The following is a 24,693-nucleotide window of genomic DNA, read 5'->3' as shown; positions in this document are numbered from 1 at the left end:
TCATTAACAACGTATAAACCTCCAAAAAAGATTCTTGGAGGTTTATCTGTGATATCAATTAGTTAAGAAATTGCAAGAAAGACTCACCGTGGTCTGGCATATGAACATCAAAATTATCTGCTATCGTCGCACCAATATCAGCAAATGTATCATGCTCAGGTAGCGCACCGCTGTCGCTTAACTGCTTGGAATAGACTAGCACAGGAATAAATTCACGCGTATGGTCTGTTCCAGGGAAGGTTGGATCATTCCCATGATCAGCCGTAATAATTAGCAAATCATCTTCACGGATGGAATCTAGTACTTCGTCTAGTCGCTTATCGAATTCCTCTAATGCTCTTCCATACCCTTCTGGGTCACGACGATGACCGTATAAAGCATCGAAATCAACTAAATTTAAGAAGCTCATTCCAGTAAAATCTTTTTTAATGACATCAAGCAGTTTATCCATACCATCCATATTATCTTTCGTACGAATGGATTCTGTAACTCCCTCACCATCGAAAATATCATTGATTTTACCAATAGCGATGACATCATAGCCTCCGTCTTGCAAGCTATTCATGACGGTTTTCTGAAATGGTTTTAAGGCGTAGTCATGACGATTGGAGGTTCTCGTAAAGTTCCCAGGCTCACCTACATAAGGTCTCGCGATAATACGACCAATTAAATAGGCAGGGTCTTTCGTGATTTCCCGAACCTTTTCACAGATATCATATAACTCTTCTAATGGGATGATTTCTTCATGAGCAGCAATTTGTAAAACCGGGTCAGCAGAGGTATAAACGATCAGATCCCCTGTTTTCATTTGATGCTCGCCATATTCATCAAGAATAGCCGTTCCACTTGCAGGCTTATTCGCTACTACTTTTCGACCAGTTATATCCTCGATCTGTTTAATCAGTTCATCAGGGAATCCATTTGGATACACATTAAAGGGTTGATCAATATTTAAACCCATGATCTCCCAATGCCCTGTCATTGTATCTTTCCCGACAGACTTTTCTTGTAATTTAGTATAATAAGCAAGTGGTTTCTCTGCTTTCGGAACACCCAGGATTTCTTCAATATTGGACAGTCCCAATTTGGCTAGGTTAGGTAGATTTAATCCATTCATATGTTCTGCAATGTGTAATAGAGTATGGGAACCAGCATCGTTAAATTGATCCGCATCTTTTCCTTCTCCAATACCTACTGAATCCATGACGATCAAATGTACACGTTTAAATTTCTTCATTCTACTCTCATCCCTTATCTAGTAATTTGAGTATGCCCCTTTGATTTCCGACCCAATAAAATCCCAAATAAAATGATTGCTATTCCTGCAATGGCTGCAAGAATGACGACGATACTACTATAATTCAATGCTGTTGGTTCTTCTGTTACAAAACGTAAAAATCCGAATTGCAAATCCTTCTTGTCGATTAATAAGGCTGAATAAGTGAATCCCACGGACATCGCGATATTGATACATAGATTATAAAATCCTAATGCAGTCCCCGACTTTTCAGTTGGCACATCTCTAAGACTAATATCGATAAGCGGTGCATATAGAAGTGCAAAGCTGCAAGAAAATATAATAAGAGATACAACAAATACAGCAATGGACAATTCGATAAAGAAGACACCTAGTAATAAGCTGACAATAATCAAACTAATGGCTAAGTAGACACATTGCTTAGAATTCAACGTTTTTCCTATTTTACCTGATAAAGCCCCGACACCCGCCGCTAGTAAACATGCTGGTATGAACAGTAAGGAAACCGTATCCAAATGGATATCATAGACAGAGGTTAACAAGAACGACAATGTGTTCAGTGCATAGGCAGCGTATAGAGAGTTAAGAATAAAGGCCACCATTAACGCAAATAGAAATTGTTTGTTTTTAAAGAAATCAATCGTAATAAAAGCATTCTTATTTTTACTGATGTAGAGTAAGAATACAATGACCGATACCACGAAGAGTATAAAAAGTATCCAATTGAAAGAAGACATATACAGCATGATTGAAGTGGCTATCACTGCGATGATGATGAGCCCTAGAAAATCTACGTTATTTTTCTTGGTTTCTTCTTTGGGCAAATATTTAAGAATAAACGGTAACAGCAACAGACTTAGTAGAGGAATCAGAAACAAGTTCTGCCAGGCTAGATAAGTAGCAACAAACCCACCCGTCAATGTTCCAATAACTGTTGCGATCTGAAAGCTACTTGTACTAAATCCCATATACTTTTTCTGCTCTGCTTCGGTTGCATACTTAGTAATGAATACTAAATACAGAGTTTCCGTTGCCCCTAAACCGGCAGCTTGGATAATTCTCGAAAAAACGATTAACCAATAATTCGTATGTGTAATATAACCAAGTAAAGATCCTACACAGATTAATAAAATACCCACCGTTAATAAATTACGTATACTGATTGAGTCTGATAAAGATGAATAAACAACTGCACCAATTCCAATCACTAAGCCCGCAAGCGTTACTTGCCAGCTTACCGTACTTGCTGAAACCCCAAAATATTCTACCAAATCTGGAGAGATGATCTTAAAAGAGTTATCGATTACAATTGAAAAAATCATTAAAAGCAATATAACCGGAACAACTTTACTTAAATTAACGATCGGTTTATTTCCCACTGAATGATTCATAATATACCTCCAATATCTCATGCTGTAAAAAAAAAGGTTGAATGATATCGTTTACATTAGTTGCAATCTGCGTAGCTATGGAAAGCTTCCTTCACTTCACAACTATGGTGAGTGAAGGAAGCTTTTCTGTCCTTTACTTTCACATAGAAGGAGGTCATTTACGCTAATTCTAATGCGATCTCCATCATTTTAGTAAAGGCAGTTTGACGTTCCTCCGGAGTGGTCTTTGCTCCCGTAATAAGATGATCACTCACTGTTAGAATGCATAGCGCATTTACACGTGCTTGGATAGCGTTCCAATAGAGGGCTACAGATTCCATTTCAACGCCCAAAACCCCTACATCTTGCCACTTTTTATTAGCTGTCTGATCCGCATTATAAAATATTTCACTGGATAAAATATTACCAATATGAACTTTTTGGCCTTTATCATCTGCAATTTTCTTAGCTTTCTCCAAGAGTTCAAAAGAAGCCGTTAGCGGATATTGTCCAGGTAAATTAAATTGATGGCCGTAATTGGAGTCCGTTGCAGCTCCCATACCGAAAATAACATCGTATAGCTCAATGTTTTCTTGCATTGCACCACAGGTACCGATTCTGATTAAATTCTTAACTCCAAATACATTAATTAATTCCCAAGAATAAATCCCCATGCTCGCTGGACCCATTCCTGTACCCATTACAGAGATCTTCTTGCCTTTGTAAGTACCGGTATATCCTAACATTCCTCTTACTTCGTTAAAGCACTGGTAATCTTCTAAAAAGGTTTCTGCAATAAACTTAGCTCTTAAAGGGTCTCCAGGTAACAGAATCGATTCAGCAATTTCTACTCCGTTCGGTTTAATATGAGGTGTCTCTTTGGTAGTAGTCATCATTATCATTTGCTCCTTTAGTAGAAAAATATACGTTTTTTTGCCTTGTCTATTTTTTAGACAAGTTCAATTTATCATAACTTTTCGACTGATGCAAGCCCTTTCAATAAAACGTATTCATTACAGATTTGTGAAAAATGGAGCCACCAGAACAACCTTTTACTTGATAAATAAAAAAAGCTCTCCTTTATTTGCTAAATAACGCAAATAAAAGAGAGCTTTTCTGAAATCTATGGTTGAACCGGTCCTATTCCCACTCGATTGTTGCAGGTGGTTTCGAAGTAATGTCATACACTACGCGGTTTACGTTCTCCACTTCGTTGACGATACGTACGGAGATTTTCTCAAGAATATCCCAAGGAATACGTGCCCAGTCAGCAGTCATACCATCGATGGAAGTTACTGCACGCACGCCTACTGTATAGGAATAAGTACGAGCATCCCCCATAACACCCACGCTCTTCATGTTAGGCAGGGCAGTGAAGTATTGCCAAATTTCACGGTCTAATCCCGCTTTAGCAATTTCCTCTTGCAGAATGTAGTCAGAGTCGCGAACGATAGTAAGCTTGTCCTCTGTTACTTCACCCAAGACACGAATTGCAAGACCTGGACCAGGGAAAGGTTGGCGCCAAACGATAGCACGTGGCATTCCCAGTTCTTCACCTAGTTTACGAACCTCATCCTTAAACAAGGTATTTAGTGGCTCGATCAAGCTGAATTTCATGTCTTCCGGCAAACCGCCCACATTGTGGTGGGATTTAATCGTTTGTGCCGTAGCTGTTCCGCTCTCAACGATATCTGTATACAGTGTACCTTGTGCAAGGAATGCGAAATCTCCGAGCTTAGCAGACTCTTCGTCGAAGCAGTAGATAAACTCATTACCGATGATTTTACGTTTTTGTTCAGGATCTTCAACACCTGCAAGCTTGCTCATGAAGCGTTCGCGTGCATCGATTTTCACGACATGAATATCGAATTTGCCTACGAAGGTCTCCATAACGCTTTCGGCTTCACCTTTACGCAAAAGACCATGATCAATAAACATACAAGTCAATTGGTCACCGATCGCACGATGAATAAGCATTGCAACTACGGAAGAATCTACGCCACCGCTAAGTGCGCAGAGTACTTTCTTGTCTCCAACTTGGTTACGGATATCTTGGATGGCTTCGTCAATAAACGATTCCATTGTCCATTTGCCGTCGCAACCGCAAATTTGATACAAGAAGTTCGAAATCATCTCATTACCATGAACTGAGTGGCGAACTTCTGGATGGAATTGAACGGCGAACAATTTACGTTCATCATTACTCATTGCCGCGATTGGAGCACTTTCAGTTCCTGCATCCAGCTTGAATCCTGTTGGAAGTTCAACCACATGGTCACCATGGCTCATCCATACCGTTTGGCGGCTCTCTAGCCCAGCCACTAATGCAGTACCTTCTTCAAAGTCAATGTCAGCTTTACCATATTCACGTTTAGCGGAGCGTTCCACTTTACCGTCAAGCTGGTGAGCCATTAGTTGCATACCATAGCAAATACCGAAAATTGGTACTCCTAAATCATAGATTGCTGGGTCCACATGTGGAGCATCTTCAGCATATACACTGCTAGGACCGCCAGAGAAGACAATCCCTTTAGGTGCAAGTGCTTTGATCTTGTCTACTGGCGTATTGTACGGCAAAAGTTCGCTGTATACTCCTAGATCCCGAATTCTGCGCGCGATAAGTTGGTTGTATTGTCCCCCGAAATCGAGAACGACGATAATTTCATTTGGCTTATTCATTACGAGCCTCCCTTGATTATTGGATTCATTATACTCATGGTTAATTCTCATCGTCAAGGAAAGGAGAACACACTTCTCATAATAGGAGCAAGCTAAACTTCATGAAGAACATTCCTTTCCATGGAAGGAATTGTATAGCAGCGCCAACTGTTTTGAACGATTAAGTTAACCGAAAGGTGATGATCAGGCATTCGCGTATAAATGCGGATGCATCAGGAGTACACCCGCTGTTCTCTGCGGAAGATGCTGGAGCCGCAGAAGTTACAGAGACTGCAGGCATTGGAGACATTGCAGAGATTGTAGAGATTTCGTTCGCGGGATAGGCCGCGACGAACGCTGAAGGCGCGGGCGCGTACGCCAGGGTCTCCCACTGGCGTACGAACTGCCGGACGGCTTCGCTTAGTCCGGCATCGTAAATCTGCAGGGAGTCCACATACTCCCTGCCAGTAACACCGGGCGGCGGCGGTCCAAACCGCTCCGCCAGCCCGTGCCAAGCTAGAGAGGCAGCGCGCAGCTGCCTCTCGCGGCTCATGCTGCTGGCGCTGCGCGCTGCCAGCAGCAGAGCCAGGCTACGCCGCCAGCGCCAAGCGGCGGCGACGGGAAGCAGCGCCGCAGCAGCGAGCGGCGCTGGAGAGTTCCCGCCCGCCAGCGGCAGGGCGGGCAGGCCCGTGCTTCGCGCAACTTGCGGCGCGAGCGAGGCTGCCGCAGGCAGCGCCGGCGCGGCAAAGCCGGCGGCAAGTGCAGGGCCAGGCGTTGGGTCGAACGGGACCCAACCGGCGCCGGCGAAATAGACCTCCACCCAAGCATGGGCATCGCCCTGGGTGACCAAATACTTCGCCGGCATGGTGTCGTCCTGCAAGGTACCTGGTCCATAGCCTTGGACATAACGAGCAGGAATTCCAGCACTGCGCAGCAAAACGGTCATTGTTGTTGCAAAATGTACACAGTAGCCTTGTTTCGTCTCAAATAAAAATTGATCGACAAAATCAGATCCGGATGGTGGAACCGTTGTATTCAACGTATAGGAATATCCATGTTGTAAGTAATCCTTAATGGCCGTTACGGAGTCATAGCGGTTACCTGATGAATCTGTAAGCTTCTCCGCCAGATCTCTAACGCGTACGGGTAACAAATCTGGCAATTGCAAATACTTGCCCTTGATTTCCTGTGGATCGTCACTGCTTAAACTACGAAGCAGCACCGGATCACTCTCAGGAAGTAAGGATTCCACTGTATATTCTGTGATTCGTGCAGAGCCTATCGAATCAGGCAGACGAAAACTATCTCTGTCCATATTAGACAGAATATATCCCAGTTTACTGCCGCCCAAGAGTCCAACCGACTCAACATCTGTTATTATCCCCGCATTGAATAAAGGAATTCCTCCTGAAGAAGGGGTGGCAAATTGTATCCGCTGTTGAAGTGTTCGTTTCCTCTTTTCGATGCTTAGCTCCGATGAATGCTTCTTTGAAATGCCGGACAGATTAAGCGGCATAAACTCTTCGCCTCCCCTAATCCATCGGCGACCATCATAGTAAGCAATACTTTCACCTCTCCAGTAAGTACGCTCGCTAGTAATAGCCGTAAAGACAGGTTCAGTACTGCGGGATAACGGGGCCCCGAGTTCACCGTCATTCGTACTATACCCTGTGGTTCCTGAAGAATTAGACGCCTTATCCTCTGGCAAATGCCCTGAAGCCCAATTCTGCAGCTTCTGAAATGTCGATTGCAGCGTAAGCTCGCTGGTTGGTCTCGCCCCCAATAATTGCCCACCGAACCATGCTGTTGTCATCACGACGATTGCTGCCGCCAAAGTCAGTGCTCCCCAACGTGCATAAGGCAATGAAGTTGGCCCCTCACGCTCTCGAAGACGCAGCAAACCACTCATCGCATGCATCCAAAAAATTAAACCCATCGAGATCACAATATCCATCGTGGTATTCACATCAAAGCCGATATCCAAGACCAGCAAGTAAATAATTGTAACCGCTGTGAATAGTGCCGTACTCCCTCGGAAGAGTGCAAGCTGCTGTACTGAGGATACCAAAAGCCCCCAACCTACAATCAATATTAAAAGCCTGCTAATTTCACTTAGCTGAGAGACATGTCCAGAGAGAAGCAGCATGAGATCATTCGGAATTTCGTCCGCATAAATCCCTAGCCATCCTATGCCTTCGCCTCCACTGCATAAGTAAAGCCACGCTGAAGCAATGATAAGAAATTGGATACTAAGCAGTAGCCACCCAGGAATCTGAAGTATTCCCCATAGCAGCAGTACTGCCGCTAATACCATTAGAACTTGCAGCATCTTCGAGGTATCTTCTAATAAAGCAGACCTATATAAAGGGAGTAACCATTCAATAAATAGCCCCATAATAGCCAAAGAGAACAGCAAACGATAGTACAGAGGTACCTTTCTCTGCTTACCGGCATAACTGTTCTCCATTTGCCCCACATTGAAATGAAAGCTATTTATAGACAGTTCCGTATCACCTGGTATTCCGTTACCGTAGCGTTGGTTTTCCGGATGATTCATGGAACTCTACCTCCCTGAACCTGAATGCTGGCATAGCATCATCCAGACAAAACATTCGTGCTCCGAGCCGAGCCAAACTATCCCCGACAGTCCCCCTCACAGACTGTCTAATCTCCACTCCTTTAGCTTCTCCATTCATCGGTGCCGACTGGTCCCAGGCATAATAAAGTTCAACCTTCACACCCTGCATCAAGAACTTGGCAATCACCTTGGCCGATTCTTCTTCTAATCGTCCTGTAATGATGGCTACACTCATCCCCGGAATCCAACCTTTGGAAGCATCCTCTAATAACTTCGACAGGTTTCTAGTTCCATCTGAAGTAATTTCAGTCAGAACATCCAGCACTCTCCCTGGGATTTTACCCAGTCCCTCATGCCTAGCCATACCTTCCGGCCAACCGCCGCTGAACAACTGAACATAAGCGCCCGAACGCTCAGCGGAGAGCATCAGCCCCATCGCTGTAGACACCGCTTTCTCAAATGCCGGAGGCGATTCATCTCGGCTTCCACGGGGTTTAAGAGCCTCTGTAGGAACCTCATAGCTGAGCGGGTCATTGGCCAACACGATACAGGTCATTTTTGCCTTTTCCCGCTCCGGAACTTTGCTCTGCAGCGCTCCCAATCGTGCGCTATTCTTCCAATGAATTCGGCTAAGCGGATCTCCGGGCTCATAATCTCTTGATTCCAAAGCCTCATCACTGATGCTTCTTCCACGTCTGGAATACATGGTATCTCCTGTCATAAAACCGCTATCCGGCACAGTTCCACCAAAGGATAAAGGAGCTGGCAGCACCTTAAAGCTCTGTCCCCCACCCGGTTCAGATCTCCCCGTGAACCAACCTGGGAAGTCCCCCCAAGTTATTCTACAGCCCAGCAAATGATGATTACCGCGGGATATATTTTCAATGGTGTATGTGTATACAAAAGAACGTTTGAATCCAGGAAATAGCAGCTTTTGATGATGGCTGTCGCCCCAATAATCAGCTATAGTCATCCAAGGAAGAGGCAAACGAGAAGAAAAACTCAGCTCCACTTTCACTTGAAGTGTATTTCCGGCCATCGGCCTTGCAGGAGCAATCGTACGAATTATCTTTATAGCCCGCGGACCGGAGAGCTGAAGCATAAGTCCACCCAGCATAATAACTCCAATAACAATCAGGAGAAACAGCAAGGACGATCCTCCGCGCCAAGCATATAAAGCACCTATAATTCCAGCCACAGTTAGCATCCTTAACCATTCAACCAAAGCACTACGGCTACGGGGATAAGAGAAGCTTTTGACACTTCCGGCATCTTTCTTCTGTTGATCAATTAATGATGAAGAGGACAATGGAACACCCATCCTTTGGTCATAGACTTGTTCCCAGATCAGGAACTTATTACTATCTATTCTTCCCATGAAAAAGGGTGCCCAGACATTGGTTTTTTCTTTTTACTAGACAGCCTCCACGCTTCTTTCAGAGTGTTTTTACTCGGCGTTCCAATTCAGTCACACTTATATTAATCGGAGGTTGACCTGCTATCTCCAGCAGGTCTCGTAGCGATACCCAGATCGATCCACCAATCATTTCCACCCTCGCGTTAATGGTCTGTTGTACGTTATCTGGAAGGTTTAGAATCAACTGCTTGTTCTTCACATCGGCAATGATCTCTTTCCCGTTCCAATCTATTTCTCCACTTCGACTGTTCCCATCCCAGGTAACTTTTCCTCCAAGCCGCTCAATTACAGCACGAAGCGGAACCTCATACTGTCCATTTCGCACGGAATATTCTCCTTGTTTCAGCTTCGTCTCCAGCTTTCCAACCTCCAGAACCAGTGGCTTTCCCGGTGAAAACAGCTCTGCATTCGGCGTGATGTTTGATGCGATCCAAGCTTCTGAGGGCTTTGATCTCCCCAAATTACTGGCCTTTGAAGAGACTCTGAATTGTACGGGCTCCACCGTATCATCCAACAGGCCAAAGCCGTATCCAGCCGCTTTATAACGTGCAATAATGTCAGGCAGCGCCTTGACGCTCTCTTGGTGACCGCCCCCATCATGCAGCAGCAGAATAACTTGCGAAGACTTCATATCCATTGTTGATTCCTTCAAAATTTCTGAGGCTGGTACACCTTTTCGTTTAGAATCGCCGCTATCCACCGTCCAATCCATCACCCTATAACCTGCTTGCTTCAATAAATTGAAGTAGGTATGATCAAAATGATCATAGGTTCCTCCTGGGGCGCGAATGAGCTGCGGACGAACCCCTGTAATCCCCTGAACAATTTGTTCAGTCTGTTTAATTTGACTCCAAAATTCAGTGAATCCACTATATAAATCATGGTAATTATGATTATAGGTATGATTGCCAATAGCATGACCTTGTTCCCATATGGAATCGATAAGTTCTGGATGACTTTTCGCTTGATTACCAAGCACGAAAAAGGTTGCCTTCACATCTTCCTGTCGTAAAATTTCAAGAACATTGAAGGTGTTCTCGCTAGGTCCGTCGTCAAATGTAATATAGACCATCTTTTCAGCTTTTTTCACAGCCGTCATTGCAGAATTCGTCGTTGAAGCTTTGGATATTTTCACTACCCCACTTGGTTGCGGGCTTGGAGTCACAGTAAGAGCTGCACTTGAAGAGGAATCAACTTTCGGAGATGCAGAAGCGAGTGGTTCTGTTGCCGAGGGCAGTTCTTGCATCGCCGCTGCGGTAAGCTTATTCTTAACAGATATAGACTCTGCGCTAGCGGGCTGCAAGGATCGGAGCTCCCATGGATTCAAGTTTTTTCCTATGCTCCATCCAAGCATTACGATGAATATTACAACCATAACGAGCAATCCGCTTTTCAACTTTCGGCGGCTGTGTGTGCTTTTATTACCTTTCATCTTCTCTACCTCCAGCATTCTATTGGCTAAAAAGCCATTTGGTAGATTGTATGAAGACAAGCTGTAAAATAGAATAAGGCAACTGCCTCTTGGAGAGTGACAATCTAATGGAAATGCTGAGCTTTATACAAGAATTATTCACCAAATATGGATATAGCGTATTATTCTTTGGATTATTTCTCGAATTCGTTGCCTTACCCTTTCCAGGAGAAACCACTATGGCGTTTGCCGGTTTCCTTTCCTATACCGGAAGGCTTGATTTCTTTACGCTAATTGTCGTTGCTTTTGCAGGCACTACTGTTGGGATGACCCTTACCTATTTTGTCGGATTAAAAGCCGGTATGCCCTTTATCCAGCGATATGGAAAATGGTTTCTATTCTCCCCTACTAAGCTAGAGAAAACACAGAAATGGTTTGAGAGATACGGCAGCTTTCTTATTTTTATCGGTTATTTCATTCCAGGCGTACGTCACTTTACCGGCTACTTTGCTGGTATTATCGCGCTTCCCTTCCGTAAATTCGCCCTATATGCTTATAGTGGAGCCGTATTCTGGGTATTGATATTCCTTAGCATCGGAAAGGTGTTTGGTCCACAGTGGATGGGCATCTTCCATTTGTTCGAGACCTATGCGCTTTGGATTATATCTGGTGGTGCAATAATAGCAGCTCTTGTGATTATTTATCGCTACCGTAAAAGCATTCATGCCCGCCTCTTCCCTAGCAAAGCTGCCACTAGGATTCAAGCTCAGATTAAAAAACCTTCCAAGGAGCGGTGAATTCACCGCTCTTTTTACTGCGTATCCATGCGTACCCTGCCAGCAATATAGCAATTCCAGAAAACCCTGCTCCCCCAGCAAAGCCCAGCGTCCGAGGTTCTACCCATTCTAATAACCACCCTGCGAGCAGCATAGATAATCCAATCAGTGTATTTCCTACTGCTGACAGCAGTCCAAACATTATAGGCTGCATAGTAGACGGCGTTTCTCGCATAACCAGTGTATCCAGGCAGGCATTCCCCGTCCCTCCGGCAAAAGATAACAGGATATATAACATAAACGCGATCATAAAATGATTGCTACTACTGATGCTCATCAGCAGTAATCCTTCAATCATGAGCCCGCCAATCGCAACAATCAGCAGCCCTCTTTTTACATATCGTCCGGCAAAAAAACTGAGACTAAGCCCGATACCCAGCGCCGCATAAAAAGCCCCCACACCCATATCTCCGGTTTGAAATTCCTGAACTGCATATATACTAATCAGCACATTATCTAGGCCATTCAGCATCGGAACAAGCAACTCATACCCGAAAATAACCTGTAACGTGATACTCCCACCGATTATAATCCCGAGCGCACGCATTCGACTTATCTTCTGCGAGCGCTCCGCTTTAGCTATAAATCCATTAGGATAATCTAGCTCTTTCTTATCATCATTTCCCCTACTAGTATTCTGCGGAAAATGGATGCCGTAAATTAAGATCGCTGCGACCAGAAAAGATAAAGCATTCATCACGAATGCTGCCTCTGGCCCGAACCACATCGAAACCACACCCCCACTAAATGCACCCAAAATAAGTACACAGCCGCTCATAAGCTGCTCCAGTCCGTTAACCGTCAGCAGAGAATCTTTGGTCACCATCAAAGGGATTGTAGATTTACGAACAGGACTGTAGATCGCCTCTCCCGCCGCCAGTAAAAAATTCGCCGAATATAGCAGCCATAGCTTATCCACTCCATCCACCCACAAAAAAGCTAGTGCAACAGGAACCCTTAATATGTCTGTAGTGATCATGATGTATTGACGAGGAAATTTACTGCCAAGTACACCCCCAAGCGGTGCCAGAAACAAATAAGGAAGCAGCCGCACACCTAGCGATATTCCCACCGCCATCCCTGATCCCGTTAACTGCAGAACCAACGCCAGCACGGCAACACTAGTAAAACGATCACCGATTCCATTGATTAATCCGGCTGTGAATAGACGCGAATATCCCTTCTGACCTTTGAAAATCGCAATAGCTGATTGGTTACCCATCATTGTAAACCTCACTTTATCTATTTAAATAAATATCTAATTAGATGATAATCGAATTATTATATTATGACAATGCTTTATTCCCAAGGATTTGCTAAGATGTAGTACATCATTACATAACGAAATTATCCGAAAAGGAGGGCTCTACCTTTTGAAAATCGATCGATTGCTCTCTATCGTCATTCTGCTTATGAACCGACGTCTTATTCAGGCAAAAGAGCTCGCCGACATGTTCGAAGTGTCCGTGCGCACCATTTACCGTGATATTGAAAGTATTAATGGAGCTGGAATCCCTATCGTTACCTATCAGGGAGCAGGTGGTGGCATTGGTCTTATGGAAGGCTACCGGTTAGACCGCAATGTATTGACTGACCGCGAGCTGGCTGATATTTTCACGGCGCTGCAAAGCGTCTCCTCTTATGGCGGAACTGAACATACTCTGCTCATGGAGAAGATCAGTAGTGTAATCCCGCCCTCACAGTCCGCCGCTTTCCGAAGTAAGACGACCCAGCTTATCATCGATTTATCTCCTTGGGGACTTCAGTCTGTCCTAGAAGAAAAAATTGCGATTCTGAAAGAAGCGTTGGAAGAAAACATGACGGTAGACTTTGATTATGTGAATGCCGAAGGGCAAGCCAGCCAGCGTTCTGTCGAGCCTTATACTTTAGTCTTAAAAGGACAAGCGTGGTACTTGTATGGTTATTGCCTGCAACGTCAGGATTTCAGATTATTTAAGCTCCTGCGTATGAAGGGGCTTGTTAAAGAGAATCGGGAATTCATAAGAAAAGATATGGATATGCGCGAGTTACCCTGGAGCACTGACTATCAGAGAGTAACTTCAGCAGCAGCAATGTCGCCAATCCTTCTGCATTTTACAGCTGAAGGTAAACATCTCGCGGAAGATCGCTTTGACTCCACAGAGCTTCAGCCGGACGGACACGGTGGATATAACGTAACTATCCATTATCCCGAGGACGGATGGCTCTATTCCTTCTTGCTCAGCTTCGGAACGTCTTTAGAAGTATTAGAGCCGAAGCATATTCGTCATAAGCTCGGGGAGTTGGCTCTTGGGGTTGCCAAAAAATATACAACCTTACTTTAAACCTGACGGTATGTGGTCAGATTCACAGTTCTATAATGTACTTAAAGCGAGTGCTCATAAGCTTCGCAAACTTTTAAAGGAGTGCTGTATATGGAACAAGAACAAGCAGGGCAAGTGCAAGATGAGCCGAAATTTTGTCAAAGCTGTGGGATGCCTATGCCTACGGAGGATTTACTTGGAACGAACAAGGATGGTCAAAAAATCGAAGATTATTGTGTTTACTGCTACGAGGATGGCGCATTCAAACAGCCTGACGTTACGCTGCAAGAAATGTCTGATATTTGTACAGGCTACTTGGTTCAAGAAGGAATGGACGAGGCTGTTGCCCGTAAATTACTCTCCGAACAGCTGCCTCATCTGAAACGGTGGAGAGGCGCAGCCAGCGCTCCTACAACGAACTAATAACCAGCACAAAAAGGAGCATCCAAGGGAACCTTTACGGTTCATGGACACTCCTTTTTCTTTTGGGCTCAGTGTTTATTGATTTACCTGCTGTATCTTCTCTTCTTCCGTCTTCAGGAAGTCGGGCTCAGGTGAAGTCTTCTTGATAAAGAAGGCTAATACCAAAGCAATCACAGTGATCCATGTAGCAACGGCAAAGGCATGTGTAACCCCGCTAATCGTTGCCTCTTGTGTGAGCTTAAGCATCGCAGCCTTATCACTTTGCGAGACAGCTCCGCTCATTAGGGTATCTGTAATTGTGCTCTTGGTCTTATTAGTCATTAGACTGACGAACAACGCCATCCCTAATGCCCCCCCAACCGTCCGCAACGTATTAGACATGGCCGTACCATGTGAGCTTAAACGCTGTGGAAGCTGGTTAAGTCCCGCAGTTACAATTGGCATAGATAACATCGACATTCCTAACATCCGTACCGTGTAATTAATAATCATATGGGTATACGTTGTACTGTCCGTAAGCCTACTAAATTCCCAAGTAGTAACGACAGTGATGAGAAGACCAATTACAGACAGCCATTTCGCACCTATTTTATCAAATATAATCCCTGTGATCGGAGACATAATTCCCATTAGTATAGCCCCCGGCAGCAGCATAAGTCCGGACTCCATCGGCGTAAACCCACGGATCGTCTGTAAATAAATCGGCAGCAGAATCATACCTGCGTATAACGCCATTGTAATAATGATATTGATTAATGTGGTTAGTGAATACATATTGTATCTGAAAATCCGGAATTCAAGCAGTGGAGTATCTGTAGTAAGCTCTCTCCATACGAATAAAGCTAAAGCAACCACACCTAAAATGAGGCAGACAATAACCGTCGTGCTTCCCCAACCGTCAGTTCCGGCATCACTAAAGCCGTACAATAACCCCCCAAAACCAAGCGTAGATAGTATGACACCCGGCTTATCCAGCTTTGGAGAGGTTGTTTCTCCTACGTTCTGCATCGTCTTCATCCCCAGCAGGGTCGATAATACAGCAAGTGGAAGAATAATAAAGAACAGCACACGCCAGGAATAGTTCTGAACTACCCAGCCCGATAAGGTCGGACCCACAGCTGGTGCAAAAATCATAGCGACTGCCATCAGGCCCATCGCTTTGCCCCGTTCTTCAATCGGGAAGATCCGGAGGAACACAATGTTCATTAGCGGCATCAAAATCCCGGCACCAACAGCCTGAATGACTCTGCCGACCATGATCATTTCAAAGCCTGTTCCAATAGCGCACACAAGTGTACCTATAGAAAAAAGTGACATCGCAGTAATGAATAATTGGCGGGTCGTAAACTTTTCCACCAGAAATGCACTGATCGGAATAAGCACCCCGTTTACGAGCATAAATCCAGTTGTTAGCCACTGTGCCGTAGTGGTGGCGATTTTTAAATCGTCCATTATGCTTGGCAGCGCAACATTAAGAAGCGTTTGGTTCAACAGCGCTACAAATGCACCTATTAATAGCGCCGCAATGATTGGGCCTCTACGAATATGCTTTGTTGCTGCTGCAGCGTTAGCAGTAGTAGTACTCATAAATTCTTGTTGTCTCTCCCTTGCTCTAATATCTGAATGATTTCGCTATGAATCCTAAGTAACTCTCCTGCATCCTCAGCAGGCACATTTGACAGTGGAAGCAAATACTTTCTAAGTGATTGTTTGCTTCTCTCTCTGATCTCATTCCCTTTCTCAGTAATCGCCAATTTGTATATACGTCGATCCACCTCGGAACGATGTCTTGTAATCAACTCAGCTTTCACCATCCGGTCCACAACTCCGCTTGCTGCGCTATTCCCTAAATGCAATAACTCCGCAAGATCAGTGATTCCAATATCAGGATGTTCGGATATTTTGCGTAGAACCATTAACTGGGTAGGCGTAATATTCAGCTCTTCGGCATCTTTCCAAAGCAACTGCTGAAAAGCATGACTAATGCGGCGAAAAGAGGAGAATATATCATCTAATTGTTGCTCCTTGTCCTCCAAATCTCCACCTCCATAAAATAATTAGTTAAAGTATCAAATAGTTCGTATGCGTACTATTTTACGCCTTAACTAAATTTCAGTCAACTATTTACTGTAACTTTCTGAAAACCCATTATTATCTTGCAGAAAGAACGCAAAGATAAGGTCAAGCTGTTAAAATACAAAAAAAGCGGACCAAGTGAATTCTTGGTCCGCTTTTTATATACGGTTCGTCTATATCCTTGACTTTTTATACTCAGGACAAACTGTATGAACCTTCAAGCAGGTTCTGCTGCAACGGTTTAAGTGATTGTTCTAAATCCGATACAGCCTGCCCCTCCTGACTGCTGGCAATCGACATCATCAGCTTGATCCGATTCGCTTGGTTAACCACGCTAACTCCAGCATCATAATCAATGGCAATGATATTTGCACCTGGATATAACTCCTTAAGCCCCTTAATCATCCCGCGCCCGGTAATATGGTTGGGCAAGCAGGCAAACGGCTGAATACAAGCAATATTATTCACGCCATTATCCATCAAATCCATCATTTCCGCGGTCAGGAACCATCCCTCACCCATCTGATTTCCTACAGATACCAGTCTGCTGGCCTTCTCAGCAAGACCATAAATATTCTCCCGTCCTTTAGCCAGTCCCGCATCCTCAAGCGCAAGCTTCATCGGCTTACGATAAATCTCCAGATAGGAAATTAACATCGGATTAATATATCCCAACCGTTTACTTTTGCCGAACTGCTCGGCTTTGTAGATCGGATTGTACACACAGTAAAAGATAAAGTCCAAGAAGTCCGGCATTACCGCTTCTCCACCCTCCGCCTCAATCATCTCAATGATGCGGTTGTTGGCATCCGGGTGAAATTTAATTAGGATTTCACCAACAATGCCCACTCTTGGTTTAGTAACACCTGTAACGGGCAGCTTACAGAAGTCTGCAACGATTTCACGAATCAGACGTTTGTATTCTCGGAACGAGAAGGTGACTAAGCTGACCTTACAGCGCTCCATCCCCTTGCGGAATAAACGTTCAGCACTCCCTGGAACAACCTCATACGGTCTAAAGTGATTTAGCAGTCGCATCATAAGATCACCATAGCAAGCTGCGGCTATCAACCGATTTGCCAGCTTAAGACTGATACGAAAGCCCGGCTGGTTCTCCATTCCAGAAGCATTGAGTGAAATCACAGGAATTTGTTCAAGGTCTGAATCTTTTAAAGCTTTGCGGAGCAAAGAAATATAATTGGTCGCGCGGCAGCCTCCGCCCGTCTGTGACATGATTACAGCGGTACGATTTGGATCATAGTCCCCGCTCTTCAATGCTGACAGAATTTGCCCTATTGTTACGATTGCGGGATAACATGCGTCATTGTTGACGTATCTTAGACCTTCTTCTGTCTCTTCAGGTCCAGTAGTCTCAAGGATCTTGAGACGATATCCCGCATCCCGGAAAACCTGCTCAAACAATTCAAAATGAATGGGCGACATTTGCGGCGCAAGGATCGTATACGTTTCTTTCATTTCCTTCGTAAAGGCTACATTAGCCTGTACTTTAGGTGCCTTCTGTGGCAACACCTTGCCTTTTTCACGCTCGCGCATCGCTGCCAGCAGTGAACGTAGTCGAATGCGAGCTGCGCCAAGGTTGCTAATCTCATCGATTTTGATCAGCGTATATACTTTGTTATGCCTTTCCATAATATCTTGTACGGCATCACATGTAATCGCATCAATCCCGCAACCGAAGGAAGTCAATTGAACAAGCTCCAGATCGGTTCGGACTGCTGCAAGCCGGGCTGCGCGGTACATCCGAGCATGATAGGTCCACTGATTAACAACCGCCACTTCCCCTTCACTTCGGTCCAAATGGCAGACGGAATCTTCTGTCAGCACGGCGAGTCCCATACCGGTAATCATATCCGCTATACCGTGATTAATTTCAGGATCCGCATGATAAGGATGACCACAGAGAAGTATTCCCTTGTTCCCAGTGCTGGCGAGATACGCAAGTGTCTCTTCACCCTTGGTACGCACATCACTTTTAGCGCGATCAGCTTCTGCAAGTCCTGCCTGTACAGCAGACGTAATCTCTTCTTTCGGAATCCCAGTAAATGTCTTCACGAGTCCCTTGGTCAGTGCAGTTCTATCGTCAAAGGTCAGAAACGGGCTGACCAGCGTAATTCCCTTCTCCCTAAGCCCATCCATATTGTTGCGAATAACCTCAGGATAAGAGGCGACCACCGGACAATTGAAATGATTATCCGCTGCTTCATCCTCCTTCTTCTCATACACCACCGCAGGATAAAAAATAAAATCTACATTTTTACCAATCAAGCTCTGCACATGTCCGTGCGCCATCTTTGCTGGATAACAGATCGATTCTGAAGGAATCGTATCCATACCACTTTCGTAAAGCTTCTTGCTTGATTTAGGAGAGAGAAGCACCCGATAGCCAAGTTTGGTGAAAAATGTGTGCCAGAACGGGTAATTCTCGAACATATTCATCGTACGTGGAATGCCGACTGTGCCCCGTGCTGCGTCTGCCTCCGGTAATGCCTCATAGTCGAAAAAGCGCTCATACTTATATTGCATCAAATTTGGCAGTACATTCTTCTCTTTCCGGCCTCCTGCACCACGCTCGCAGCGATTACCTGTAACGTAGAAGCTCTTATCCGGGAACCGACTGATCGTTAAAGCGCAGTTATTCCCACAGCGGCCACAACGGCCTGAAGATACCTCGTACTTAAAGTTGGCAATTTCCTCCGGTCCAAGCAACGTACTTTTTCCGTCAGCCCCTGCTTGCTCACGAGCAATCAGCGCACACCCGTACGCACCCATCACTCCAGCAATATCCGGTCTAACTACGGTTCTCCCCGTTAGGCGCTCAAAAGCACGCAATACAGCTTCGTTATAGAAGGTGCCGCCCTGAACAATAATATTTCGCCCGAGATCCTCAGGATTGCGAATTTTAATTACTTTTTGCAATGCATTCTTAATCACAGAATAGGCAAGACCTGCCGAAAGATCCGCCAGTGAAGCACCTTCCTTCTGAACCTGCTTCACTTTAGAATTCATGAATACTGTACAGCGCGAACCCAAATTAACCGGTTTGGTCGCTTCCAGAGCTGACTTGGCGAACGCCTCGATGCCTAAGCCTAGCGCAGAAGCAAAGCTCTCAAGAAAAGAGCCGCAGCCTGCCGAACAGGCTTCATTGAGCATCAGACTGTCGATCGCACCGCCGCGGATCTTGATGCATTTCATGTCCTGTCCGCCGATATCCAAAATAAAGTCTACCTCCGGCATGAACTTAGAAGCGGCCTTGTAATGAGCAACCGTCTCCACTTCACCACCGTCCGTCCATAAAGCGGATTTGATTAAACCCTCTCCGTAACCTGTCACATAAGAGCCTGCAATATAACAGCCTTTAGGCAGAACCCGATACATTTCTTTCAGTGCCTCACTGACAGAATACAAGGGGTTCCCTTTATTACTTCCATAAAAGGTATATAGAATTTCGTCAGCGGAGCCGGTCAATACAAGTTTGGTTGTTGTTGAACCAGCATCGATCCCCAAATAGCAAGGGCCGCGATACACCGCCAAGTCTGATCTGGCAGCAGAGGCTTTACCGTGGCGTAGACGGAACGCAGCAAGCTCATCAGGATTCTCAAAAAGCGGCGGTAATTCTGCATCCATAGCCCGATCCGCTGAAAAATCCACGGCAGCTATTCGCGCGAGCCAACCTGAGAGCGGCAAAGCTGTCCGATTCGCTTCGGAAAGAGCAGAGCCAATTGCTACGAAATACTGCGACCGGTCAGGGAATAAAATATCCGATTGCGCAAGCTCAAGGGTCTCCGCGAAACGCTGACGCAGGGCTGGCAAGAAGGTTAGCGGGCCGCCAAGGAAAGCCACCCGTCCACGAATCGGGCGTCCGCAGGCGAGGCCACTGATCGTCTGATTGACGATACTCTGAAAGATCGAGGCCGCTACATCCTCTCGACGAGCCCCTTCGTTCAGTAGCGGCTGTACATCGCTTTTGGCAAAGACCCCGCAGCGTGAAGCTATGGGATAGATTCGCTCATGCTTTTCCGCCAATGCGTTTAAGCCCGCCGGGTCGGTCTGCAGCAGCGATGCCATCTGATCGATAAAGGCTCCCGTCCCACCCGCGCAAGCCGTATTCATACGCTGCTCAATGCCACCTCGAAGGTAAATGATCTTGGCATCTTCGCCACCCAGTTCAATCGCCGTATCACATTCTGGAATTAGCTCGCCAATCGCCTTCGTACAGGCAATCACCTCCTGAACGAACGGAACCCCTCCCAGCTTGGATAAAGATAAGCCAGAGGAACCGCTTACAGTAAGGGTTGCTTCTCTCTCTGGAAATCTGATCTGTACATCAGACAGAAGAGAGAGAGCTGCTTTTTTTATATCGCTATAATGTCTAACATAGTCCTGATAAACAACAGTATTACGTTCTATGACAACCAATTTAGCAGTAGTTGATCCGATATCAAGGCCAATACGCAGCATTATCACTACACCACCTCGTCTTGCTCCAAATTTGAAGCAATTATGAGGAAACTATATCATGACAACACCTTATGAAAGCTGTTAAAAATGTAACAGACTTTTACAAAAAGTTATTAACAAACTTTATGATTTGGAAATCCCTGCTATGGTAGATGCTACATGCCCTTTCACTCGTACTTTCCGCCATTCTTCGACTAAGATCCCCTGCTCATCAATCAAAAAAGTAGAACGTACAATGCCCATGAATTCTCTTCCATAAAGCTTCTTAAGCTGCCATACACCGAACATTTCACTGACCTTATGATCCTCATCAGACAACAGTGGAAAGGGTAGACTATTCTTCTCCGTAAACCTTATATGCGAGGCCAAGGGATCTGGGCTGATGCCTAAAACAACCGCACCAAGCGCAGTAATCTGATCATGAGCGTCACGGAATTCGCAGGCCTCCTGCGTACAGGCTGGTGTCATATTTTTAGGATAAAAATATAAAATGACCTTTCGGCCCAGGTACTCATTTAAACTAACCTCTTGCCCACTGGAGGACGGAAGGGTGAAATTCGGTACTTTTTGTCCAATAGCTACTACGTTCAAGTTATATCCACTCCTTCTTGATATTGGAGGATCGAGCATGAATTGCGCGTATCCCCAAAAGAAATTATAATGTAGAGAATGTGAATGCGAAAGGAAGAACGAGAAATGCCACCTAGAAAGAAAAGGCACGCAAAGACTAATAAGTCAAAAAAGAAACCGCTGCTTTGGACCCTGGCCATTATACTCCTACTTATTATCGGTGGAACCATTTATTACTTCACTTCCATTGTCAATGAGCTTGGCAGCATGTCGAACACCGAGAATTCACCATTCAAGAATGCTGAAACCGTTGATGTTGACACTCCAGAACCTCCAAAGTGGGAAGGTACAGAGCCTGTTAATATACTACTAATGGGCGTGGATGCCCGCGGTGTCAAGAAGGGGGAAATTCCTCGTTCCGATACAATGCTCGTCGCCTCACTTGATCCCGTGAAGAAGAAAATCAGCGTATTCTCAATTCTTAGAGACACTTACGTTCCGATTCCAGATCACGGCGAAAAACGTATTAATTCAGCTATCATTTATGGACCTAACACGGCGATGCAGACTGTAAGCGATCTGCTCGGCATCCCGATTCAATATTATGTCTACACGGACTTCCAAGGATTCATCAAGCTAGTAGATGCCGTTGGTGGTGTAGATTATGAAGTCGAGAAAGATATGGTGTACAAGACCATTGCAGATGGTCCCGAGTATGACATTGATCTTAAAAAAGGATATCAGCATCTCGACGGTAATAAAGCTCTGCAATATGTACGTTTCCGACATGACGCTACCTCCGACTTCACTCGGACCGAGCGCCAGCGTGCATTTCTCAAGGTTGTGGCTGACAAGCTGATCAAGACCACATCCATAATCAAGCTACCGAATATCCTGTCTCAAGTTACGCCTTATATCGAAACCAATTTGACAGTAAATGATATGTGGAAGCTTGCAACCGTCGGGTATGATAGTACCATGGGCGGTAGTGAGCAAATTCCGCCAATGGATCTGCTCAAAGAGGAAACTACAAGTGACGGATCGCAGGTTATAGGCATTCGCAGTGAGAAGAAATTAAAGGAATTTGTTCAGGATACCTTAAATGGCCCTGAGCCAACGCCTACACCTTCAACTTCACCAGGGACTACTTCAAGTAGTAACACTAGCGGAACCCAATAAAGATCTGACAAGCAACGTTCACAAGTAGACACTACAGGCAATGGTATAATACGGGCGGACAGCGGAAACACCGTTGTTCGCCCGTTGCCATGAGCACCAACAATCGAAAGGATGATCACATTATGAATCGTTCCACATCTGAGCAACTTTATCACGAAGCCCTTCAACATATCGTTGGAGGTGTAAATAGCCCTTCCCGCTCTTTTAAAGCTGTTGGAGGCGGAGCACCTGTATTTATGAAGCGTGCCAGTGGATCTCACTTCTGGGATGTAGATGGCAATGAATATATCGACTATCTTCAAGCCTATGGACCGATCATTACCGGCCATGCTCACCCACATATAACGAAGGCAATTACCACTGCAGCTGAGAATGGTGTTCTTTACGGAACCCCAACAGAGCTCGAAATTAAGCTTGCTAAAATGCTTAAAGAAGCTATTCCATCTATGGATAAAGTCCGGTTTGTCAATTCCGGCACAGAAGCGGTTATGACTACCATTCGTGTCGCTCGTGCTTATACAAAGCGCAGCAAAATCGTAAAATTCGCTGGCTGTTATCACGGCCACTCTGATCTAGTGCTTGTTGCAGCAGGATCCGGGCCTTCTACGCTTGGTATTCCAGATAGTGCCGGCGTTCCAAGCAGTATTGCACAGGAAGTAATCACTGTTCCTTTTAATGATCTGGAAAGCCTGCAAGAGGCACTGGAGAAATGGGGCGAGGATGTCGCCGCTGTAATGGTTGAACCGATCGTCGGTAATTTCGGTATGGTTATGCCGAAGCCTGGATTCCTCGAAGGGCTCTGCAAGCTGGCTCATGATAACGGCTCACTCGTTATTTATGACGAAGTTATTACTGCCTTCCGCTTCCACTATGGTTCCACTCAGACCTATGCAGGACTGGATAACCATGAAGACATTACTCCTGACCTGACAGCACTCGGCAAAATCATCGGCGGCGGCCTACCAATCGGAGCGTACGGCGGTCGTAAGCATGTGATGGAACAAGTAGCACCGCTAGGACCGGCATACCAAGCGGGAACAATGGCGGGTAATCCTGCTTCAATCTCCGCAGGGATCGCCTGTCTGGAGGTGCTGAGCGCAGAAGGCGTATACGATGAGATGGAGCGGCTTGCGATCCGTCTTGTCGATGGACTTCAGGAATCTGCTGACCGTCATGGCATTCCACTGACAATCAACCGCATCCGTGGTTCATTCTCCACTCATTTCTGTAAGCATCCGGTTACCAATTACGATGAGGCACAAGATACAGATGGCGAATTGTTCGCCAGCTTCTTCCGTCACATGTTGAACCGTGGGATTAACCTTGCCCCTTCGAAATATGAAGCTTGGTTCCTAACGACAGCACATACCGATGCGGATATCGATGCTACACTGATTGCAGCTGAAGCGTCATTCGCCGCTATGGCATCTGAGAAATAAGAAGTAATTTACGGCCACAAAACATACAGAAACCTACCACCAAATTCTGGTGGTAGGTTTTTTGCATAGGTACTATTCGAAATCGACTTGCTTGTCCAATATAATTTCCGTCATAGCAGGTCCAAACATTCGGTCAACTCCAGGTATTAAGGAAAATTGGACCGTGTCCAGATCTGTTGGCAGCGGCGGTGAGACCAAAAACTGCATTTGTGTATGAGCGCCCCCTCCGTGACCTCCATGCGGCTGGATTTCATAGACTGCCTCACTGATAATCTCCAATGTTAAAGCGGCTCTAAGATGAATGTGCTCCACCGTTTCTTTTAAATACTTAATCTCCACAGTAACTATACTAAGCGTTTCATACTGCATAGCATGTGTAAGTGTATATTCGCAATCTTCGAAGACTATCCGCTTCACAATTGGAAGTACACCAAGTAGCAAGCCGGGCTCTTCCCAATATTTCCGTCTGGGTACAGCCTCATTCAGACTGTGTATATACTGTACAATCTGAGAAGTGTCCATCTCGAATCTGGTTGACCACTCCTCAAGAAGCTCACTCTCTGGGGAAAACCGTTTTTTGCCTGTTATAGCTTTACGTTCCTGAATCAGAGTCAAAATCTGCTCATCAATCTTTTTAACCTCATCATTATATTCGTTGACCATGCCTCTTATTGGCATTCTCCCCCAAGCCATTCA

The 24,693-nt window shown here is 45.3% G+C and carries 18 protein-coding genes; 5 read left to right on the top strand and 13 right to left on the bottom strand.

The window, feature by feature from the left end; genetic code table 11:
• Positions 1–58 precede the first annotated feature (58 nt).
• From deoB to ACDZ28_RS11565, 7 genes are all read right to left on the bottom strand, one after another.
• The gene (gene deoB / locus ACDZ28_RS11595) at positions 59–1,237 is read right to left on the bottom strand and encodes a phosphopentomutase (RefSeq protein ID WP_339289091.1); all 1,179 of its coding nucleotides are present in this window, start codon (positions 1,235–1,237) and stop codon (positions 59–61) included.
• A gap of 14 nt (positions 1,238–1,251) precedes the next feature.
• On the bottom strand, positions 1,252–2,649 hold the full coding sequence (locus tag ACDZ28_RS11590) for an MFS transporter (RefSeq protein WP_375104724.1): 1,398 nt from the start codon (positions 2,647–2,649) through the stop codon (positions 1,252–1,254).
• Positions 2,650–2,807: 158 nt separating this feature from the next.
• Entirely contained in the window at positions 2,808–3,524 is a 717-nt protein-coding gene (gene deoD, locus ACDZ28_RS11585) for a purine-nucleoside phosphorylase (protein WP_375104723.1), read from the bottom strand.
• Positions 3,525–3,768: 244 nt separating this feature from the next.
• Positions 3,769–5,307: a glutamine-hydrolyzing GMP synthase gene (gene guaA, locus ACDZ28_RS11580; RefSeq protein WP_042123987.1), complete on the bottom strand. Its 1,539-nt coding sequence runs from the start codon at positions 5,305–5,307 to the stop codon at positions 3,769–3,771.
• A 160-nt stretch (positions 5,308–5,467) separates the two neighbouring features.
• Entirely contained in the window at positions 5,468–7,843 is a 2,376-nt protein-coding gene (locus ACDZ28_RS11575; protein ID WP_375104722.1) for a transglutaminaseTgpA domain-containing protein, read from the bottom strand.
• Positions 7,812–9,242, bottom strand: a complete 1,431-nt coding sequence (locus ACDZ28_RS11570) for a DUF58 domain-containing protein (protein ID WP_339289086.1) — start codon at positions 9,240–9,242, stop codon at positions 7,812–7,814. The genes ACDZ28_RS11575 and ACDZ28_RS11570 overlap by 32 nt, the downstream gene beginning before the upstream one ends.
• A gap of 58 nt (positions 9,243–9,300) precedes the next feature.
• Positions 9,301–10,713 (bottom strand): polysaccharide deacetylase family protein, encoded by a 1,413-nt coding sequence (locus tag ACDZ28_RS11565; protein WP_375104721.1) that lies wholly within the window; start codon positions 10,711–10,713, stop codon positions 9,301–9,303.
• Positions 10,714–10,820: 107 nt separating this feature from the next.
• Here ACDZ28_RS11565 and ACDZ28_RS11560 point away from each other — a divergent pair, with 107 nt between their 5' ends.
• The gene (locus tag ACDZ28_RS11560; protein ID WP_375104720.1) at positions 10,821–11,489 is read left to right on the top strand and encodes a DedA family protein; all 669 of its coding nucleotides are present in this window, start codon (positions 10,821–10,823) and stop codon (positions 11,487–11,489) included.
• On the opposite strand, the gene ACDZ28_RS11555 is transcribed toward ACDZ28_RS11560, so the two are convergent.
• Complete coding sequence (locus ACDZ28_RS11555) at positions 11,464–12,753, bottom strand: MFS transporter (RefSeq protein WP_375104719.1); 1,290 nt, start codon at positions 12,751–12,753, stop codon at positions 11,464–11,466. The genes ACDZ28_RS11560 and ACDZ28_RS11555 overlap by 26 nt on opposite strands.
• Positions 12,754–12,901: 148 nt before the next feature.
• Between ACDZ28_RS11555 and ACDZ28_RS11550 the strand changes: the two genes are divergently transcribed.
• Together ACDZ28_RS11550 and ACDZ28_RS11545 are read left to right on the top strand one after the other, a co-directional pair.
• Positions 12,902–13,852 carry a helix-turn-helix transcriptional regulator gene (locus ACDZ28_RS11550; protein WP_375104718.1) on the top strand — a complete coding sequence of 317 codons (951 nt, stop codon included), beginning with the start codon at positions 12,902–12,904 and terminating at the stop codon, positions 13,850–13,852.
• A gap of 90 nt (positions 13,853–13,942) precedes the next feature.
• On the top strand, positions 13,943–14,254 hold the full coding sequence (locus tag ACDZ28_RS11545; protein WP_076116843.1) for a zinc ribbon domain-containing protein: 312 nt from the start codon (positions 13,943–13,945) through the stop codon (positions 14,252–14,254).
• Positions 14,255–14,329: 75 nt separating this feature from the next.
• On the opposite strand, the gene ACDZ28_RS11540 is transcribed toward ACDZ28_RS11545, so the two are convergent.
• From ACDZ28_RS11540 to bcp, 4 genes are all read right to left on the bottom strand, one after another.
• Entirely contained in the window at positions 14,330–15,841 is a 1,512-nt protein-coding gene (locus ACDZ28_RS11540; protein ID WP_042123972.1) for a DHA2 family efflux MFS transporter permease subunit, read from the bottom strand.
• Complete coding sequence (locus ACDZ28_RS11535) at positions 15,838–16,290, bottom strand: MarR family winged helix-turn-helix transcriptional regulator (protein ID WP_042123971.1); 453 nt, start codon at positions 16,288–16,290, stop codon at positions 15,838–15,840. The genes ACDZ28_RS11540 and ACDZ28_RS11535 overlap by 4 nt, the downstream gene beginning before the upstream one ends.
• A 235-nt stretch (positions 16,291–16,525) precedes the next feature.
• Positions 16,526–20,809, bottom strand: a complete 4,284-nt coding sequence (locus ACDZ28_RS11530) for an acyl-CoA dehydratase activase-related protein (RefSeq protein WP_375104717.1) — start codon at positions 20,807–20,809, stop codon at positions 16,526–16,528.
• A 123-nt stretch (positions 20,810–20,932) separates the two neighbouring features.
• Positions 20,933–21,400 (bottom strand): thioredoxin-dependent thiol peroxidase, encoded by a 468-nt coding sequence (gene bcp / locus ACDZ28_RS11525; RefSeq protein ID WP_042123969.1) that lies wholly within the window; start codon positions 21,398–21,400, stop codon positions 20,933–20,935.
• Positions 21,401–21,505: 105 nt separating this feature from the next.
• Here bcp and ACDZ28_RS11520 point away from each other — a divergent pair, with 105 nt between their 5' ends.
• Both ACDZ28_RS11520 and ACDZ28_RS11515 read left to right on the top strand, forming a co-directional pair.
• The gene (locus tag ACDZ28_RS11520) at positions 21,506–22,558 is read left to right on the top strand and encodes an LCP family protein (RefSeq protein ID WP_042123967.1); all 1,053 of its coding nucleotides are present in this window, start codon (positions 21,506–21,508) and stop codon (positions 22,556–22,558) included.
• Between the two features lie 122 nt (positions 22,559–22,680).
• Entirely contained in the window at positions 22,681–23,997 is a 1,317-nt protein-coding gene (locus tag ACDZ28_RS11515; RefSeq protein ID WP_375104716.1) for a glutamate-1-semialdehyde 2,1-aminomutase, read from the top strand.
• A 72-nt stretch (positions 23,998–24,069) separates the two neighbouring features.
• On the opposite strand, the gene ACDZ28_RS11510 is transcribed toward ACDZ28_RS11515, so the two are convergent.
• Positions 24,070–24,690, bottom strand: a complete 621-nt coding sequence (locus tag ACDZ28_RS11510; protein ID WP_375104715.1) for a hypothetical protein — start codon at positions 24,688–24,690, stop codon at positions 24,070–24,072.
• Between the last annotated feature and the right edge of the window lie 3 nt (positions 24,691–24,693).

The organism is Paenibacillus sp. RS8, from assembly GCF_041956825.1.
Lineage (GTDB): Bacteria > Bacillota > Bacilli > Paenibacillales > Paenibacillaceae > Paenibacillus_AQ.
This window is presented reverse-complemented; position numbering and strand designations above follow the sequence as displayed.